This window comes from Paraburkholderia ginsengisoli NBRC 100965, assembly GCF_000739735.1.
Taxonomy (GTDB): domain Bacteria; phylum Pseudomonadota; class Gammaproteobacteria; order Burkholderiales; family Burkholderiaceae; genus Paraburkholderia; species Paraburkholderia ginsengisoli.
In genome coordinates this window covers 23,499-38,766 of sequence record NZ_BBJF01000031.1, presented here as the reverse complement: position 1 = coordinate 38,766, position 15,268 = coordinate 23,499, and the positions used below count along the sequence as shown (strand labels likewise).

The 15,268-nt window shown below is 60.2% G+C and carries 18 protein-coding genes and 1 tRNA gene; 10 read left to right on the top strand and 9 right to left on the bottom strand.

Annotated features, from left to right (window positions below):
* Positions 1–199: 199 nt before the first annotated feature.
* Positions 200–3,055: an AAA family ATPase gene (locus tag BGI01S_RS28430; protein WP_052400548.1), complete on the bottom strand. Its 2,856-nt coding sequence runs from the start codon at positions 3,053–3,055 to the stop codon at positions 200–202.
* Positions 3,056–3,223: 168 nt separating this feature from the next.
* Between BGI01S_RS28430 and BGI01S_RS28425 the strand changes: the two genes are divergently transcribed.
* Entirely contained in the window at positions 3,224–4,027 is an 804-nt protein-coding gene (locus BGI01S_RS28425; RefSeq protein ID WP_042329738.1) for an HNH endonuclease, read from the top strand.
* Positions 4,028–4,046: 19 nt separating this feature from the next.
* Positions 4,047–4,499 (top strand): conjugal transfer protein TraD, encoded by a 453-nt coding sequence (locus tag BGI01S_RS29095; RefSeq protein ID WP_052400547.1) that lies wholly within the window; start codon positions 4,047–4,049, stop codon positions 4,497–4,499.
* Positions 4,500–4,582: 83 nt separating this feature from the next.
* Here BGI01S_RS29095 and BGI01S_RS28415 read toward each other — a convergent pair whose 3' ends face one another.
* Together BGI01S_RS28415 and BGI01S_RS28410 are read right to left on the bottom strand one after the other, a co-directional pair.
* Positions 4,583–4,828, bottom strand: a complete 246-nt coding sequence (locus BGI01S_RS28415) for a hypothetical protein (RefSeq protein WP_042329737.1) — start codon at positions 4,826–4,828, stop codon at positions 4,583–4,585.
* A gap of 74 nt (positions 4,829–4,902) precedes the next feature.
* Positions 4,903–6,783, bottom strand: a complete 1,881-nt coding sequence (locus BGI01S_RS28410; protein ID WP_457920617.1) for a ParB/RepB/Spo0J family partition protein — start codon at positions 6,781–6,783, stop codon at positions 4,903–4,905.
* A 330-nt stretch (positions 6,784–7,113) separates the two neighbouring features.
* On the opposite strand from BGI01S_RS28410, the gene BGI01S_RS28405 reads away from it, so the two are divergent.
* The 5 genes from BGI01S_RS28405 (at position 7,114) to BGI01S_RS28385 (ending at position 9,056) form a co-directional block, all read left to right on the top strand.
* The gene (locus BGI01S_RS28405) at positions 7,114–7,545 is read left to right on the top strand and encodes an antirestriction protein (RefSeq protein WP_042329735.1); all 432 of its coding nucleotides are present in this window, start codon (positions 7,114–7,116) and stop codon (positions 7,543–7,545) included.
* A gap of 58 nt (positions 7,546–7,603) precedes the next feature.
* Positions 7,604–7,918, top strand: coding sequence for a hypothetical protein (locus BGI01S_RS28400; RefSeq protein ID WP_042329734.1), 315 nt, complete (start codon positions 7,604–7,606; stop codon positions 7,916–7,918).
* On the top strand, positions 7,905–8,117 hold the full coding sequence (locus BGI01S_RS28395; RefSeq protein ID WP_157004291.1) for a hypothetical protein: 213 nt from the start codon (positions 7,905–7,907) through the stop codon (positions 8,115–8,117). The genes BGI01S_RS28400 and BGI01S_RS28395 overlap by 14 nt, the downstream gene beginning before the upstream one ends.
* 55 nt (positions 8,118–8,172) lie before the next feature.
* Entirely contained in the window at positions 8,173–8,397 is a 225-nt protein-coding gene (locus BGI01S_RS28390; protein ID WP_042329732.1) for a DUF3717 domain-containing protein, read from the top strand.
* A 392-nt stretch (positions 8,398–8,789) separates the two neighbouring features.
* A complete protein-coding gene (locus BGI01S_RS28385) occupies positions 8,790–9,056 on the top strand; it encodes a hypothetical protein (protein WP_042329731.1) in 267 nt (88 codons plus the stop codon).
* A gap of 126 nt (positions 9,057–9,182) precedes the next feature.
* Here the strand turns inward: BGI01S_RS28385 and BGI01S_RS31265 are convergent, their stop codons facing one another.
* Positions 9,183–9,353, bottom strand: coding sequence for a hypothetical protein (locus BGI01S_RS31265; RefSeq protein WP_232624513.1), 171 nt, complete (start codon positions 9,351–9,353; stop codon positions 9,183–9,185).
* Between BGI01S_RS31265 and BGI01S_RS28380 the strand changes: the two genes are divergently transcribed.
* Entirely contained in the window at positions 9,297–10,019 is a 723-nt protein-coding gene (locus BGI01S_RS28380) for a response regulator transcription factor (RefSeq protein WP_232624512.1), read from the top strand. The two genes, BGI01S_RS31265 and BGI01S_RS28380, sit on opposite strands and share 57 nt — an antisense overlap.
* A gap of 7 nt (positions 10,020–10,026) precedes the next feature.
* On the opposite strand, the gene BGI01S_RS28375 is transcribed toward BGI01S_RS28380, so the two are convergent.
* Positions 10,027–10,506, bottom strand: a complete 480-nt coding sequence (locus BGI01S_RS28375; protein WP_157004290.1) for a hypothetical protein — start codon at positions 10,504–10,506, stop codon at positions 10,027–10,029.
* Between the two features lie 226 nt (positions 10,507–10,732).
* Between BGI01S_RS28375 and BGI01S_RS28370 the strand changes: the two genes are divergently transcribed.
* Complete coding sequence (locus BGI01S_RS28370; RefSeq protein WP_042329740.1) at positions 10,733–11,653, top strand: SOS response-associated peptidase family protein; 921 nt, start codon at positions 10,733–10,735, stop codon at positions 11,651–11,653.
* 174 nt (positions 11,654–11,827) lie between these two features.
* Here BGI01S_RS28370 and BGI01S_RS30450 read toward each other — a convergent pair.
* From BGI01S_RS30450 to BGI01S_RS28355, 4 genes are all read right to left on the bottom strand, one after another.
* A tRNA-OTHER gene (locus tag BGI01S_RS30450) sits at positions 11,828–11,953 on the bottom strand.
* Positions 11,954–11,959: 6 nt separating this feature from the next.
* The gene (locus tag BGI01S_RS28365; RefSeq protein ID WP_042329729.1) at positions 11,960–12,448 is read right to left on the bottom strand and encodes a helix-turn-helix domain-containing protein; all 489 of its coding nucleotides are present in this window, start codon (positions 12,446–12,448) and stop codon (positions 11,960–11,962) included.
* Positions 12,449–12,709: 261 nt separating this feature from the next.
* A complete protein-coding gene (locus tag BGI01S_RS28360) occupies positions 12,710–12,985 on the bottom strand; it encodes a type II toxin-antitoxin system RelE/ParE family toxin (protein WP_042329728.1) in 276 nt (91 codons plus the stop codon).
* Positions 12,972–13,430: an antitoxin PaaA2 family protein gene (locus BGI01S_RS28355; RefSeq protein ID WP_042329727.1), complete on the bottom strand. Its 459-nt coding sequence runs from the start codon at positions 13,428–13,430 to the stop codon at positions 12,972–12,974. Before BGI01S_RS28355 ends, BGI01S_RS28360 begins: the two co-directional genes overlap by 14 nt.
* An 843-nt stretch (positions 13,431–14,273) precedes the next feature.
* On the opposite strand from BGI01S_RS28355, the gene BGI01S_RS28350 reads away from it, so the two are divergent.
* Complete coding sequence (locus tag BGI01S_RS28350) at positions 14,274–15,218, top strand: 50S ribosomal protein L11 methyltransferase (RefSeq protein ID WP_042329726.1); 945 nt, start codon at positions 14,274–14,276, stop codon at positions 15,216–15,218.
* Positions 15,219–15,268: the final 50 nt, after the last annotated feature.

The window sequence follows — 15,268 nt, the reverse complement described above, 5'->3', positions numbered from 1 at the left end:
CGGTAATCCGCCCTCGCGGAAATGTCAATCGCCGAATTGCGGTTTATCGCTTTTAAAAGCAATAAAAAAAGCCCGCGCTGATTTAGCGCAGGCTGTAAAAAACACCGTCATTCCGAGGCGGTGATGGGCAGAGCCCAAATATGGGGCTGTTTACATCTTAATTGGTTCATCCCAATAATCAGATAATCCGCGTAATGGACTAGTCCAGCCCGTAATCTGTCCCGGGCCGCCGGACACTCGCACGCTGCGCCGCGTCGGGACTCTCCACGCCCGCCTTGCGGTGTTGCTCGGCCATGTATTCTTTCCGGCGAGCGGCTTTTTCTGCGGGTGTCAAAGCGGAGAACGCCTTGCGGGTCCGCCTGGTATCCGCAGCAAGACCAGGCGATCCGCGCCCGGACGCCAGTTCCTGACGGACTGCTGTGCCAGCAGTCGGGTCCTCACGGGCTGCGCGCACCTGCCGGACCAGTTCGCGTGCGCGCTTTTTTCCACTCAGCGCAATCAGGGCATCCCAGGCACTCCGGTCGTACTGGTTGATCTGCCGGTCGATGTCCGAACGCATGGCTGGGTCCAGACGTGTCAGCTGCGCGCCCGTGCGCTGGAGTGCCGCGTGCTCGTGTGCCAGCAAACGCTTATCGGTTTGCCTGGCCTGCCTTTCGCTTACCAGCGCATCGGCATAATGTTCCACGACCCGTTCCGTTCGCTGTGCCGTATGGCGCGGTCGCGGTCCGCTCGAGAACTGCGCGCGGCGCTGGCCCAGCGTGTGCCGGTAGCCCAGCTCGGGAGTGCGATCGCGATCCGGCCGCAGCTGGTGCTGCGCGCTGAATGACTTGTCGTCCGCGCGTGACAGCCCGCGCACGAATGCATCGCGGTCGGCAAATTCGTCGCGCCCGGCCGCCACCACGAGCGCGGTTTTGTGCCGCGTCATCGATACGTATGTCAGCTCGGCGTGCATGCTTTTCGTGGCCAGCACGTAGGCCCGGTCGACCGTCACGCCCTGACTCTTGTGAATCGTCAGCGCGTAGCCGTGATCGAAATGACCGTACTGCGCGGTGTCGACCGTCAACCGTCGGCCATCGTCCAGCCGCACATGCACCAGTGCGCCTTCATCCTGTCTGGATTTGCCGTTTGCGGTTTTCTGCTCGATCCGCTCGACGGTGGCCAGCGTCCCGTTTTTCACCTGCATCGTGTAATCGTTGCGCAGGAACATCAGCCGGTCGCCGTGCGCGAGCGCCATGCTTCGTTCCTCGGTTCGCACGATCTGATCCGCGCCGAGCTCGCCGCTCGCCTGCCGGAACTCACGGATGCGCCGGTTCAGCGCCTCGCGCTGCTCGTTCGTATGCGTGAGCAGGATCTGCGTTTCGCCCGGCGCGGCCCGTGCATCGTCCATCGCCTGGGCGATCAGCTGCTCACGGGCGGTGCCAAGCGTTTCGAACAGCTGCATCGCGCCACGTTCGGCATACATATCCACCGCGGCGCCAATGTCGTGACGCGAGAGCGCCACCGACGCTTCGCGCTGCCAGGCCTCTTTCTGCCGCACGATCTCGGTCAGACTTTCGAGTTTTCCAGCGGCCGCGGCTTCGCGCGACACCGCGCGGAACGCATCGCCTGCATCGACCGCGTGCAGCTGGAACGCGTCGCCCACCAGGCGCACGCGCGAGCCGGCCGCCTCGGCGTGACCGAGCAGTTTTTCCATCTGGCGCGAACCGACCATCCCGGCTTCATCGATCACGACGACGGTTTTCGCATCGAGCGTGACGCTGCCCCGTTCGATCGAAGACAGCAGACTGTGCAGCGTGCGGCTGGAGATCCCGGCGTCGCGCTGCATGTCGTCGGCCGTCTTGCCCTGCAGCGCCGCGCCGAGCACGCGCAGACCGTCGGCTTCGAACGCTTCACGCGCAGCAGCCAGCACATAGCTCTTGCCGGTGCCGGCCGCGCCGTTCACAACCACCAGCTGGCCATTACCCGTGAGCGCAACAAAAGCGGCATCCTGACCGGCATTGAATGAACGCGTCGCCCGCAGGTTGTCGCGCACCGCCTGATCGCCCTGCGCGGTGCCGGATTCGCGCGTCATCGTCTGCGCGCGCCGCACCAGCCGCTCCTCAATCTGATGCAGTTCGGTCGACGTGAACCACTCGCCCTCACGCCCCGTATCTTTCAGCGCCAGCAGCTCCTTAGAGTTCATCATCCGCGCATAAACCTGACGGAACTGCTCCTCGCCATCGGTGTTGCGGAACACAAACTGCTCGACGTCGCGCCGTGAGAACGTCGATTGCATGACGGTCAGCGCGTGCACACCCATCGCCGGATTGATCAGCAGTCTTTCCCCATTGCGGCGGGAGCGTGCCCGGTTCTCGGCCAGCACGTCTTCCATCACGCCACGCTCGCCACCGTATTTCGCAATACCCACTTTCACGGAAGGCTCCAGCTCGATACCCAGCGTCTTGTAGCTGCGATGTTCGATGCGGGCTTCCACGCCGTGGCGCGACATGAAGTGATTGGCGGTCATCGCCCACTCTTCCCGAACATCACGAATGAACTGCCGGGTATCAAAGTACGGATCCTTGCCGGCTCCGCCTTTTTCTGGATGCTCCCGGTTCCAGCGCCGGAAGAATTGCGCCGGATCTCGCGCGATGCCGTCGTTCACACGGGTCGTGAACATGATGTGGGCGTGCGGCTGCTCACCGCCGTCGCTGGCCGCCGGATTGTGGATTGCCCAGCTGTACGCGTGCCGGTCGCCCAGCAGATGGTCGACAAACTCGCCGACCAGTTCCACGCGCTGTTCCTCGCTCAGCGCACGCGGCAGCGACACGACCACTTCCTTGTAAATCCGGCCGTTGGCCCGTTCGTACTGGTCAGCAGCCTGCCAGAAAAGCGCCGGATCGTGCGCGGCCCACGCGGGCATGTTGCCGCTCCCGCTGGTCTGCAGATCGCCACGTTCCTCGAACTTCCCGTCGCGCGAAATGTAGGCGTAGTGCCCCTCGCGCAGCAGATACTGGAAATGCTGCCCGCCGCTGCCGCGCAGGCCATTCTTGACGCTGATGTGATTGCTCGGCATGAAATGGCGACGCCGCTGATTTGCAGAATGTTTCTATGCTAGCATAGAAACCTGTAATCGCGCTGATTCTCAGATACACCCTTGCAGACGCCTCTGGCCTTCTCTGGCGGCAACGATTTTTTCAGGATGTGGGATGGCTTGGCAGGAAGGGGCTTACCGGGAGGTTTGATGACACTGGCAATACCACTCGACTCGCTGTTCCAGCGTAATGCAGTCGCCGACTGGGACGATGTGCACCCGATGTTTGGCGATGTGATCTGTTCGCTCGACGGCCAGATAGCGTTCCGGGGTGACTATCCGGAACCCTTCGCCAGACCACCTGCGGTGATTGATAACTCGCGCACGGTCACCGGCGACCTGATCCCGGAAACGGCATGGGGCGCGAGTCTCGCCAATCTGCTGGTTCCGGGATCATGGGCGGCAATGCGCGCGCCGGTCATCGAGCAGAATCACCGTGTGTGCGAACTCTGCGGACTTCAGATCAACGCGCTCGAAGTCCATGAAGTCTGGGAATACGACTTTCCGTCCGACGACGAAATGGCGCGGCGCGATGAGTTGACCGTCTTCGGCGTCCAGCGGCTTCGCGGGCTAATGAGCGTTTGTCCGGACTGCCACCTGTGCTTCCATCCCGGGTATGCGAATGCTCACGGGCGCCTGTCTGAAACGCTCGATCGGCTCGCCGCGCTCAACAACTGGTCTCGCGAGGAAGTCGAACTTTACGACCGCACACTGATTGAGCGCTGGGAGCGGGCCAGCCAGATTCACTGGATGCTCGACTTCGCGGGTATTGAACATCCGGACGGCGGGCTGACTGTCACCCGGTCATGGCGACCTCACCCCGAGGATGCACGTTTCCTTGTCTACACCAATCGCTCTGGTGCCGAAAATGTGACTGCCTTACTGAACATCCCGTGGCGCATCAGCGGCGAAAAGGACTGGCAGCCAGCCCGTTCCGAACAATCAATGTTTTGATCATTCAGGAGGATTGACCGTGGAAAAGAACGACTGGCTTGATTCGCGTATCCAGTTCATCAAGGCGCTGAAGGCACCGACCGAATCGCAGAAAATGCTGCTCGAACTGGCGCTGATCGAATCGCCCACAAAACAGGAGTTGCGTCAGCTTGACGCGATGGTGCGGCTGGAAAAAATCAACCAGAAAGCCGATGAGGCGCGCGTCGCCGCACAGAAGGTCATGGCCGAGCGGCGCGACGAGCAGCGCAAGGCCCGCACGCGCGAACTGATCGAACTCGGCGGCATCGTCTCGATGGTGGATTTCCCGGTTGATCGCGGCACGCTCACCGGCGCGTTGCTGTGGGCACTCGACCAGATGAAAACCGATAGCGATCTGGCGGTGACGCTGAAAAAGCGTGGTGACGCCTTTATCTCGAAGCGGGAGAAGGAGAGAAAAGAGGAAGCGCCTGAGCCTGTCACGGCGGAGGGCTGACCGCGAAAACGCGGCGGCAGGTTGGTCGAAGGTGGGACGCATGGCTCGCGCTCCCGCGCGACCCCGCCAGTTAAAACCCGCTTTCAGGAGCGAGGGGCTTCCCCTCGCGGGCGGCTCCCGCCGCTCGGTTTTTCTGAGTCACTGGCCGCGTCGTAGGCTTCTACCCAGTCGACCAGTTCGCGCAACTGGTCCTTTGCCGCGTGACTCTCGATGGCTTTCATGACGAGGCCGTAGAAGTCGCCGTCTTTTGCAAACCGCACACCCTGCTTCCGTAGCAGCCCGGCTGCGATTCGAAGCCGTTTCTTCGCCCGTTCGGATAATGGTTTCATGATCGGTTCCGGTCGTACGCTGCGGGCTCTGTGCCCGGGCCAGTGGCCCGGGTCCGGTTAGCTATTCCAGTAATTTATGCGGCGTCTTCCTCGTCCTCGTCGTCATCCCACACGACCGGTGTTTCACGGCTCGCCAGCACGTCGGGCAACCAGCGCGAATCAGCCAGCAATCGTTCTGCCGTTTCTGCCGCTGCGGCCTTCTTCAGTTTCTCCAGCGGCGCGGCGGCTTCCGCTGAAACCGCCTGTGCAACCACTTCAACGATGCGCGCCTTCGAAACGTGGTTCAGGTAGCTGGCTCGCGTCGGCGTCCAGTACTTCGCCATGTCGACGTCCAGCAGATTCAACAGCAGGTTCACCGGGTGCGAGCCATTCGATTCGCTCACGCTATTCACGGTCGAGGCCACGCAGAAGGCGAACAGATTGCTCATGACGTCTTCGCGCTGTGCCATCAGCCAGGGCAGCACATCACTGAAACGCTTCGGCAACAGCGCGGCCCACTTTTCGCGCTCGGCGGAAATTTCCTGCCAGGCCGCGCTCGTCTCCATGTCGTCCGCCGCCTGCAACAGACGGTCGTGTGAGCACGTGGCCCGCACATCGGCGGCATGCTGGTCGTAGACGCACACATAGCGCTCGCTGAACACAACCGGAATCAGGCGGTGCATCAGGACCGCGAGGGCGGCCACCGGATTGCGGGCAAGCTCGATCTGCACGGCGGCGGTGCGGTGCGCCGTCAGGCGACGGCTCAGGTCTTTGCCGTGCAGCGGCTTTTCGGCGGGCGCGGGCAGTTCGGCTGCGCCGCTCACGCCGTCGCGCGTCACGCTGGCCCGGTCCTCCGGTTTGACCAGACCGCGCTCGATCACGGCGTGGCCGTCATGGTCGAGCGTCACGAAGGCACCGGCGCGCGCCTTCTGCTCGTCGCTCCAGATTTCGAGGCGATCCGCAAAATCGTCCACCGCCTGGGACGCGGCATTAGCGGCGTCTTGCAGGGCGTCAAGACGGTCGAAGTCCTCGGCGTCCTGTTCGTCCTCGTCCTCGGCGTCGTAGTACGCGTTCAGTTCCGCTGCGGCCTGTTCGCTCGCCTTCTTCAGTGCGCGAAGCTCGGTCTTTTCCTTCTTCGTGTAGTCGCGCGATGCCGACGGCAACCGGCCATAGCGGGCCATTTCGCCAAAATCGCGGCGTACCCGCGTTTCGACCCAACTCCACCCGTCGGCACTCAGGGTCTGCGCCACGCTGGCCAGCTTTTCTGCCACGAGGCGTTGCAGCAGCCCGGCATCCGTCACATATCCGGCGTTCTGCTCGTCGCTAAAGAGGTCCCGGCGCACGGTGCCGCCTGCCGCCTCGTACGCGTCGAGCGTCACGAACGCAACGAGGTGGCTGTCGGCCGCGTCGATCTCGCTGTCCGTGATCGCCGCGCGCAGTTGCGCCGGGTTGCGTTGCCATGACTGGGCGGCGTCAAACCACAGATGCTCCTGCAGTGCGTGATCGTCCGTCAGGGCCAGCGTGCGAATCTGTTCCAGCGTCATACCGTCCTCGCGAAAGACGTCGAGCAGGCGGGTCGACACATTGGCGAGTTTCAGGTGTCGTTGCACCTGGAGTTCGGACAGCGAAAACAGCGCGGCAATGTAGTCCACCGTGCGGCCTTCGCTGACCAGCAAGCGAAACGCTTCACAGGCGTCCGCCGGGTGCATCGGTTCGCGCTGCTGGTTCTCGATCAGCGACACGGCGACGGCATCCGCTTCGCTCACGATCTTGACCGGGACAGCGTAGCTGTCATCGATCCGGCCAGTCGTGCGCAGCAGTTCGAGGGCGAGCAGGCGACGCTGGCCCGCGCAGACGCCCAGCTTGCGCTGTTTGCCGCGCGATTTCATTTCATGCGCGACCAGGTTCTGCATGACGCCTGCCGCCGCGATGTTCTCCGCCAGTGCCTCGATGCCGGTGGGCGCTTTGCGGCGCACGTTGTGCGGCGACTGGCACAGCAGCCCGAGCGGTACGTACTCGATTAGAGCGTCGGTAAAAAAGCTGGTTTCGACAGCGGTTTCGGTTGCACGTGTTTCAGCAACTTGCATTGTTAATCTCCGGAAATGGACCGCAGCGGAATGCCGGGCCACATAGAAATTATAGGTCAAAAAGACCTTTTAAAGGTGTATATATCAATACTGTTTTAAAATTGAGATAAGACTTTGATTGGAAATTAATATCATGTTTCGTCTTTATATAAAGGTCAAAAAGACCTAATATGTAGATGTGGCCCGGCATTCCGCTGCGGTCCATTTCCGGAGATAAACGTGAGCAATAACGAAATCAGCGTAACGGCGAGTGTTGTTCCTGAAGAGAAGCGCCTCGACTTCCTGCCGCATTACATGGGCGCTCATTTTCTGCGTGGCGAATCGCTCGTGTATGACTGGGCCAACCGCCTTTCACGCGGACGCTACAGGGACGAAGCCTATCGCGGCGGCTTGTGGACCTTCTTTACGTTGTCGAACGGGGGCTTTTACATGGCGCCGGTCTACGACAACCGGATGCGCGTACTGAACCTGATGAACGGCTACGACGGATTCATGGGTCCGGACGCCTTCGGCATCACGGTTACGCTGTTCGCCCTGTGCCACCTCGCGGAACTGACGCAGGAAGACCGGATCATCGAGCACTATCACGCGCTGCGTGAATTTGCGGCGGGCCACGCAGAGGCCGCGCAGATCTACCGCGCAATCGACTGATAGGAACCAGCCCCGGCCTGAGGGCTGGGGCTTCTTCGCCTGACACTGTGAGGAAGCAATGGACAACACAAACATCCGCCCGACGTGGCTCACTGCACTGCTCCCGTTGCTGGCCGTTTACCAGTACGGAAACCGATCTATCGCCCGCGCGGAACTGTTCCGCATGGCCTTGTCTGCCGACGCTGCGGCCCGCACGCTTGACGCGCTGGATCGCATCGCCAACATGCGGGACCGGGACGGCCACGCCATCGAAATGCACCGTGATGAGCTTCGCGCGATCGCGCGGTCGGCGCTCGCGGACCTGGAGCGCGTGCCAGCGCGTGCCCCTCTTCCTGCAGAACCTGCTGTTGAACGGGAGCATGACGATGTGTAACAGGCGAGGTGATGAAGTGAAGGTGGGCGATACGCTTCGGACGTGGTTCAACGGCGGTCAGGCCCAGGTGAGATCGCTACGCCCGTACATTGGCCCGCTGATTGACCTTCTCGGCGAAGGTTCGCAGGTGGCAGAGTTTTACGGCTGCCGGGTGGAGATGACGCTATCGGCCAAAACCGGTTACGAAGTGCTTGCGTAACCATCATTGACTATCCAGTACTGCCCGCGCATGCCGCGCGGGCCCCGGAGGCAACATGTCAGCATTTACAATTGCGCAGATCGAGCAGGCGATCAATTTCTGGAGAACCCGGCAGGCGTCGGGTGAGGACGCGGCGCTGTGTCCCAGGGCGCGCCATCTTGCCGATATCTATGGCGAGATGATCTATGCGCAGGCGGCGACCATCGATGCGTCTACCCTGACTGCCGAACAGATGGACGCCGTGACCACGGCGCTCTATCAGCACGAGTTGCCGTTGTGAGGGCTTGACGACCCTTGCGCCATGCTGCCGTTGGCGTTGCGACCAATGCTCGGCCGACCGCCTGCCGGATGCGGGAAAATGACGGCCCAGTACGCTTGATCTGGCCTCGGGCTGGGATCACCCTCCTTCCTGCCAAACCGGGGTCCGGGGTAACTGCAGACATTCCGCGCGCGCCGTCGCGCCCGGATCGAGGCGCCCGGGGACCCCGCGTTGCACGCGTGGGGAGCGCGCCGGCCCGTAGCGGTAGCGAAGGGACGATCCGGTGAGGCATCCGCATCCGGTGGGTGTCGCCGGCAAGCAGCCGAAGGCTGCGTGATTCCTCCGCGGCGCAGCTGCGGGGGCTGGAATGGAACAGACGACGAAGCACGTCGGCGCAGGAAACGGAGTGAAAAATGACTACTGCTATTCAGGTGAATATCCGCCGGGAATGTCTGCAGCCCGCGGCCTTTTGGGCTCAACCCACAGGCGTGGAAGTTCAGGAGGTGGTCCGGCTGGCGGGGTTCACCGGTCGCAGTGCGGCAGAGTTTCTTGATCTGGCTGACAAGAGTGGCCGGCAGATTCGCCGCTGGATTAGCGGTGACAATGAAATTCCCTATTCCGCATGGGCGCTGCTCTGCTATGTAGCCGGGTTGGGGGCGATCTGGGAACTGGACGAGTAGGAAAGATCGACGGTGCCGCGATTGTGCGCTTGGGGATAAAGACCATGTGCACAGGCACAGCGGCGCGACAGTACTTCGCTGGGGTTTGTCTCAGGTGAGCGGCGTGCGCAACACGGCCTAGAATAGTCAAAAAACGACAAAAGATTTACGCCGCAACAGCCAGCGCACGGACCGGGGGAAGCCATGAGAGTTGCGGTACTTGAAGACGATCCGGTTCAGGCCGCTTTCGTCGACGAAACGCTGTCGGCGGCCGGGCACACGTGCCACGGGTTTTCGAAAGGGCAGGCCCTCGTTCACGCGCTCCGGCGGGAGACCTTCGATCTGCTGCTGCTCGACTGGGGAATTCCGGACATGACCGGCAAGGCCGTGCTGGAATGGGTCAAACAGAGCGGACCGGAACGCCTGCCGGTCATCTTCATGACTGCGTACGGTCGGGAAGATGACATCACGTCGATACTGAACGCCGGCGCGGATGACTATCTCGTCAAGCCCGTCACGGCCGGCGTGCTGCTCGCGCGTGTCGCGGCGGTGTTGCGCCGTACGTATGCGCTCAATCCTGTCGCCCCAAAAGAGGTCTTCGGCGAGTTTGAATTCGATCTGCCTTTGGGGCAAGCCACGAAAAGCGGTGTGCGGGTGCCCCTGACCCAGCGCGAATTCGCGCTCGCGCTGCTGCTGTTCCAGAATCTCGGGCGGCCACTGTCACGCGCGCATATCACTGAGCTGGTGTGGAAACAGGCCGCGGACATTCCGTCACGCACGATGGATACGCACGTTTCACTGTTGCGCTCCAAACTCGGTCTGCGGCCGGAAAACGGATACCGGCTGGCGCCGGTCTACGGCTATGGGTATCGCCTTGAACAGCTGGACGCCGCCGGCTCTGAGTCCAGAGGTTTCGACGGCGGAACCGGCAACTCCAGAGGTTTCGACGGCGGAACCGACAACTCATCCGCTCAACGCATTTGAGCCTGCGTCAGCCGCGGCGTTGCTCCGGCTGACCATCCAGATCGAGGGGAATGCGCGCGGTCAGTCCAGGCTGTTCACGCTGTGCAGGTTCGGCCGACGCAATGACGCCGGCGCGCGCCTTCTCGGCTTCGAGGCGCACGCGTAGTTCTTCGAGTGCAACGAGATCGCAATCCGTTTCCGCACGCCAGCAGCGCACGACGACAAGACGTAACTCGTCCACACGCAGCACGAACGTCCGCGCGTGCCATATTTCCTCGATCAGCGCCTGGATAGCTTCGTCGTTGTGATAGTGCTGCGCGAGTGCTCGCAGGTCATGTCGGGACGGTGGCGTAAAGGGTGGCAGCGCGCGCGGCTTGGGCGTGTCGGTGACGACGCCGGCGCGGAACAGTTCCTCCTGCAGCTCGACGCATAGCCGTTCCAGCGCGACCAGCTTGTTGCCAGTTTCTTCGTACCAGCAGCGCTGGATAACCTCGCGCAACAGCTCCACGTCGCGAAAGAATCCGCGTAAGTGCTGGATTTCGAGGATCAGACGGTGAACGAGACCGTTGCCCCGATAGCGACGCCACAGCTCGCGCAGCTGGTAGATCGTGGGTGGCTTGCATTCAGGCATGCGGGGCATATCAGGGCTGAAAAGACTGTACGGATATACAGTATAATCATCTCAGAACTGAATTCGATACCATCAATCGGCATGCTCCTGCATGGAGGTCGCTGTGTGCTATTCAGCCCAGATCGAGGCGGACTACAAGAAGTACGTCAAGCTGTTCGGCGCAGTCATGAGCCTGCGGGAGTTTGCAGAGCTGTACTGGGAACACGGTGGGCGCGACATGAAAGCCCCGCTGGCCATGGAGGCGGCATTTTCGCAGGCTCAGACTGACGATGAGCGCCACATCCAGGCATTGATTGCCGGGAACAATGCGCAGCGGGCAACCAGACTCGAACAGGAGGTCTTTGAGCAGCGCACGCGACTCGCCAGGGCGGAACGAACTCTGGAAGCGAAGCCGACCAAAGCGGCCGCCGAAAGCAGACGGATCGCTACCAACAGGATCGATGCCGCGGTGCGCCGGCTTGCTGATCTGAAGCGCACGACCCTGAAGGATGCCGATTCGCGGATCTATCCCGGCTGGTATGCCCCTGTGCTGATCGTTCAGGACGGTCGGCGTGTCGTTGTCCCGATGCGGTACCGTTGCCGGCTGCCGGGCTGGACCGAGGAGATGGAGAAGGAAAAGCCGGGGACCTACAACGCCCGACGTAACAACCTGCGGCGGGTATGGGGAAAGCTTTTCGGCTACAACCACGGCATCATGATCGTCAATCGTTTCTACGAGCACGTCGATCGCAAGGGGGAAAAACTGATTCTGCAGTTCGATCCGACTCCGCCACAACAGATGCTGGTTGCGTGCCTGTGGTCGCGCACGGCGATACCAGGTGAACCCGACCTCTGGTCGTTTGCTGCGGTTACCGACGAGCCACCGCCGGAGGTAGCAGCGGCTGGCCACGATCGCTGCATCATCCCCATCAAGCCCGCGAATGTCGACGCGTGGCTCAGTCCCGACCCGACCAACCTTGCCGCGCAGTATGCGATCCTCGATGATCGCGAGCGACCCTATTACGAACATCGGATGGCGGCTTAAGTTCGCGCCTGATAGCGCTGAACGTCTTTGTCCACTACCCAACTGACTGCGACGCGACGGGCTGCGGCTAGTAGCTCGGCGCGCATGATTCGCTCCTTGCGACAGAGGGGGTATGTGAGCGTGCGTTTCATGCCTTTTCGGCTGTATCAAAACGATTAGAGTCAGTGAAAAGGGGAACGATGCCGGGATTTGAACCCGGATCTCCGACGCGGTACGATGGAGGTGTCAACCAACCCATCGAACAGCCGCTCTCCGCGAGCGGTATACGCGCCGGCGCTCGATCCATTGAGCTACACCGTGTGATCGTTAATCGACTTTGCCGCCCTTGACGATTGCCAAGGGCTTCTTGCGGGCAAGGCGGTCTGCCTGCTCCTTCTGCCGACGGTCGCGCTCCGCGATCTTTTCCTCGGCAAAGGGCTTGGCTGCCTGGATCAGGCCGCTGAGGTCGTACTCGTTCGTGTCGTTGTCGCCCACGCCGGTCTTGCGGTAGATCCGCTGGATAAACTTGGCAGCCTCCATGGCCGCAATGCGCTTCTGCACTGTCCTGGGCGATACGCCGATAGCCTTGGCGATCGTCGCTTTCGATGGATGCGCGTTTTCGCCGGGCTTCCACCAGTAACCCGCCAGATGCAGCAGGATGTTGATATCGAGCGGCGTCAGACCGAGCGCCCGCTGACGTTCGAAAATGATGTTGGGAAACGAGGTCCAGCCAGCATTTGCGAGCGGCGCGGACCACTTTGCCGACACGCTCTTGTCGATAGCGGTTGTAGCGAGTGGTTTGGTGGCTGCGGCCATTTCGTTTTCCCCTGCGTCAGATGCGTTGAGTGAAGTATCGTGGCGCTGCCTTTGCCTGACAAGCCTTCGGGGCTACGCAGGGAGCGTCCGGCTGGACTCCCCCCGCGTTATCTGCTGAGTATTCGCCATTGCGTCTACTCAGGTGCGTCTGCTTCATAGCGTCTACTTTGGGAGGCCCCCGGTACTTCCCCTGACCGGGCCCTGGCACCCCCCGGTGCAGACGTTCAGGCCGCCCGGGCCAGTATCCAAGATCGCCCCCTATCACGGCCACTGCTGGCGTGCATGCTTCACGCGAAGGATCGTCACCATTTCATCACTCGCGCGATAGAACACGATGTAGTTGCGATGAACGATCATTTCACGGGTGCCTCGGATGCGCCCGGCGCGGTACAGCGTGGGGCGCTCGCGCAGGCCGTCAACCTTCGTGCGGATCTTCTGTACAAGCGCCACGGCCGCTTCGGGGCTGTCGTGGCCGATGTAGTCGAGTATGTCAAACAGGTCGTTTTCTGCCTGTACCTTCCATTCAAGACTTCGCACGCTTGCCCTTCCGCATCGCCTCGATGCGTGCGTCAGCCTTCTTCATTACGTCGTCGTGCGCGATCGTCGGACGCAGATCATCGATCGCCTCCTGGACCTGCTGCCGCACCCACTTGTCGTAAGCGGCGGCGCTCGCATGCGTGGCCTTCATCGCCTCGGCACGATCGGGCCTGCCCTGCCGGTCCGAGTCGATTTCGTCCGGCCGCCAGGCTTCGAGCGAAAACCGCCCACTCTGCAACCCGAGCTCGCGAATTACTTCGAGCGCCTTGACAGGGTTGCGGAACGCCCGCGGGCGACGGTTGTTCGAGGTGACCAGTACCGCGGTGCCGGCCGTGCGGGTTTCCAGTTCGACATAGAAGGAGCCACCGTCGGCTTTCAGGATGGCTGACAGGACGCCACCAGCGTGAGCGGCCGCCGTAGCCTGGGACACATCTAGCGTTTTCATGGCGCAACCTATAAATGAAAGTTCCACGATTAATAGTATATCGTGGAATGAACCATGATCGAGTCTGATACTTCCTGGACACATTCCAGTACCGAAAGTCCTCAGAATCCGGACTTTTACTTACGTTACCTCTTAATCAAGGTTCAACAGGCTACGTCGATTAGTCAACGTTCCCTGAGGCCAGCGCCGCCGGGGAAGTTCGGTAGCCAGCGACGCGTTTCCGCACGTGACGACAGTGTCCGGCCGCCGCCGAGCTGCAGCCGCGCCCGAGAGCAGGATGAGTCGACTCGCGGTTGGAAAGGCGCCCACTACGGCATCGAATACTGTATGCATATACAGCATTCGATGCCGTATCCGGCGCGTTGCAGGTGTGTCGTCGAGATCGGGTCATTTTCATTCACCAGCTGTCTTGTCGGCGTTTCAAATGTCGCTGAACTCTTATGCATGTTCACCGAACGCTTCGCCAATACCCGGTATTAGCCAGAAATAGATCAGTGGCACTCACTATATTTAAGCATGCGCCAGACAGCGATCTGGCCACCAAAATAGTCAAATGTTAATTTAACAAAATTTTACTAGTGCGCGCTAGTACTTGCATGTCAGAAAAGGGTGGTCGGATAACTTAACATTTGGGGAAAAATGGTTGTTACCCTCTACCAGCTTTCCTCTCATTATTCAAAATGAATTTTATGTATTTGAAATAATTTTATTAGCGTTCTGTAAAATAAAAATATATTGAATTGCCGTTTTAACTGGTGTAAAAAGTTGTGAACATCCGGAAAATATTCTAATGAAACGTTATTTTTTTGTTAATTTCAACCACCGACGCGGAGGCAATGCAAAATGGGCGATCGAATGTATTTCGATTACGCAACTGATTCACATCTTCGGCTTTTGCTTCGACTGGACCGCGGCCAGGCCGTCCGGCGAGCCATCCAACGGGTTGTTAAGCCTGGCCATCGTGTCTTTGACGCAGGGACGGGCACGGGGCTTTTAAGTTTTATGGCACTTCAATGCGGCGCTTCCGAGGTTGTGGCTGTAGACAATGCGAATCTTCCGATTGCCACCGCTTTAGCAGAAGAAAATAAATTCTCCAGTAAAATTAAATTCATTGAAGCTGACCTTTTTGATATAGAAGTTCCGGAGGTGACGGGAAAATTCGATGTCGTACTCGGTTTCATGTACATGAATAATATACTTCTCGACGAAACTCGTGCGGAGGTTGTGTATAAACTGGCGAAACGCTATGGCGCGTCAGACGTGAAGATTATCCCAAATGGCATCAGATATTCGGCACAGCTCGTTGAATACCCGGTGCAAGACATCGTTACGTACGAGTCAGATCTGAACGCCGCCGGCATTCTTCTTGAATCGACCTATGGTTTTAAGTTCGAATCGTTAATTAAAAAGGCGAAGGAAGAAATCCCTGTCCAAATTGCGTGCCCCACCTACCACGGTCATTATTCGTGGCAACCTGGGCAAGCTAGTGCCAGCGCGCGTTTCGAGCGCGGCTCATTCAGATCGTTATCTCGGCCAACGGCCTTTTACACCTGTGGACTGGACAGCCTTGAAGCTCCTTTTTCCCGCATGCCGCAAACCGCTTCTCTCAGTACTGCACAGTCTGGCAAGGCCGACGGCGTTATATGGCAGCAGGAACTGATCTACGACGACATCGTCATTTGGACCACTGAAACCTTTAGCCCTTTCAGGACGCCTCGCATAGTCACGGCCGGAGAAACCATGACACTTGATCTTGGCGAGCAGTGGAAATCATCGAAGTATCTGTAGACCCCAATCGTCTCGGAAACGAACTCGATCGAATGACCGCCAGGAAGGTT

Bases quoted from the DNA above. Each gene is read 5' to 3' on its own strand.
- BGI01S_RS28425 (WP_042329738.1), top strand. From the start codon at position 3,224: ATGACACTGGCAATACCACTCGACTCGCTGTTCCAGCGTAATGCAGTC.
- BGI01S_RS28355 (WP_042329727.1), bottom strand. From the start codon at position 13,430: ATGAAAACGCTAGATGTGTCCCAGGCTACGGCGGCCGCTCACGCTGGT.
- BGI01S_RS28390 (WP_042329732.1), top strand. From the start codon at position 8,173: ATGTCAGCATTTACAATTGCGCAGATCGAGCAGGCGATCAATTTCTGG.
- BGI01S_RS28350 (WP_042329726.1), top strand. From the start codon at position 14,274: ATGGGCGATCGAATGTATTTCGATTACGCAACTGATTCACATCTTCGG.
- BGI01S_RS28430 (WP_052400548.1), bottom strand. From the start codon at position 3,055: ATGCCGAGCAATCACATCAGCGTCAAGAATGGCCTGCGCGGCAGCGGC.
- BGI01S_RS28415 (WP_042329737.1), bottom strand. From the start codon at position 4,828: ATGAAACCATTATCCGAACGGGCGAAGAAACGGCTTCGAATCGCAGCC.
- BGI01S_RS28365 (WP_042329729.1), bottom strand. From the start codon at position 12,448: ATGGCCGCAGCCACCAAACCACTCGCTACAACCGCTATCGACAAGAGC.
- BGI01S_RS28395 (WP_157004291.1), top strand. From the start codon at position 7,905: ATGACGATGTGTAACAGGCGAGGTGATGAAGTGAAGGTGGGCGATACG.
- BGI01S_RS28400 (WP_042329734.1), top strand. From the start codon at position 7,604: ATGGACAACACAAACATCCGCCCGACGTGGCTCACTGCACTGCTCCCG.
- BGI01S_RS28385 (WP_042329731.1), top strand. From the start codon at position 8,790: ATGACTACTGCTATTCAGGTGAATATCCGCCGGGAATGTCTGCAGCCC.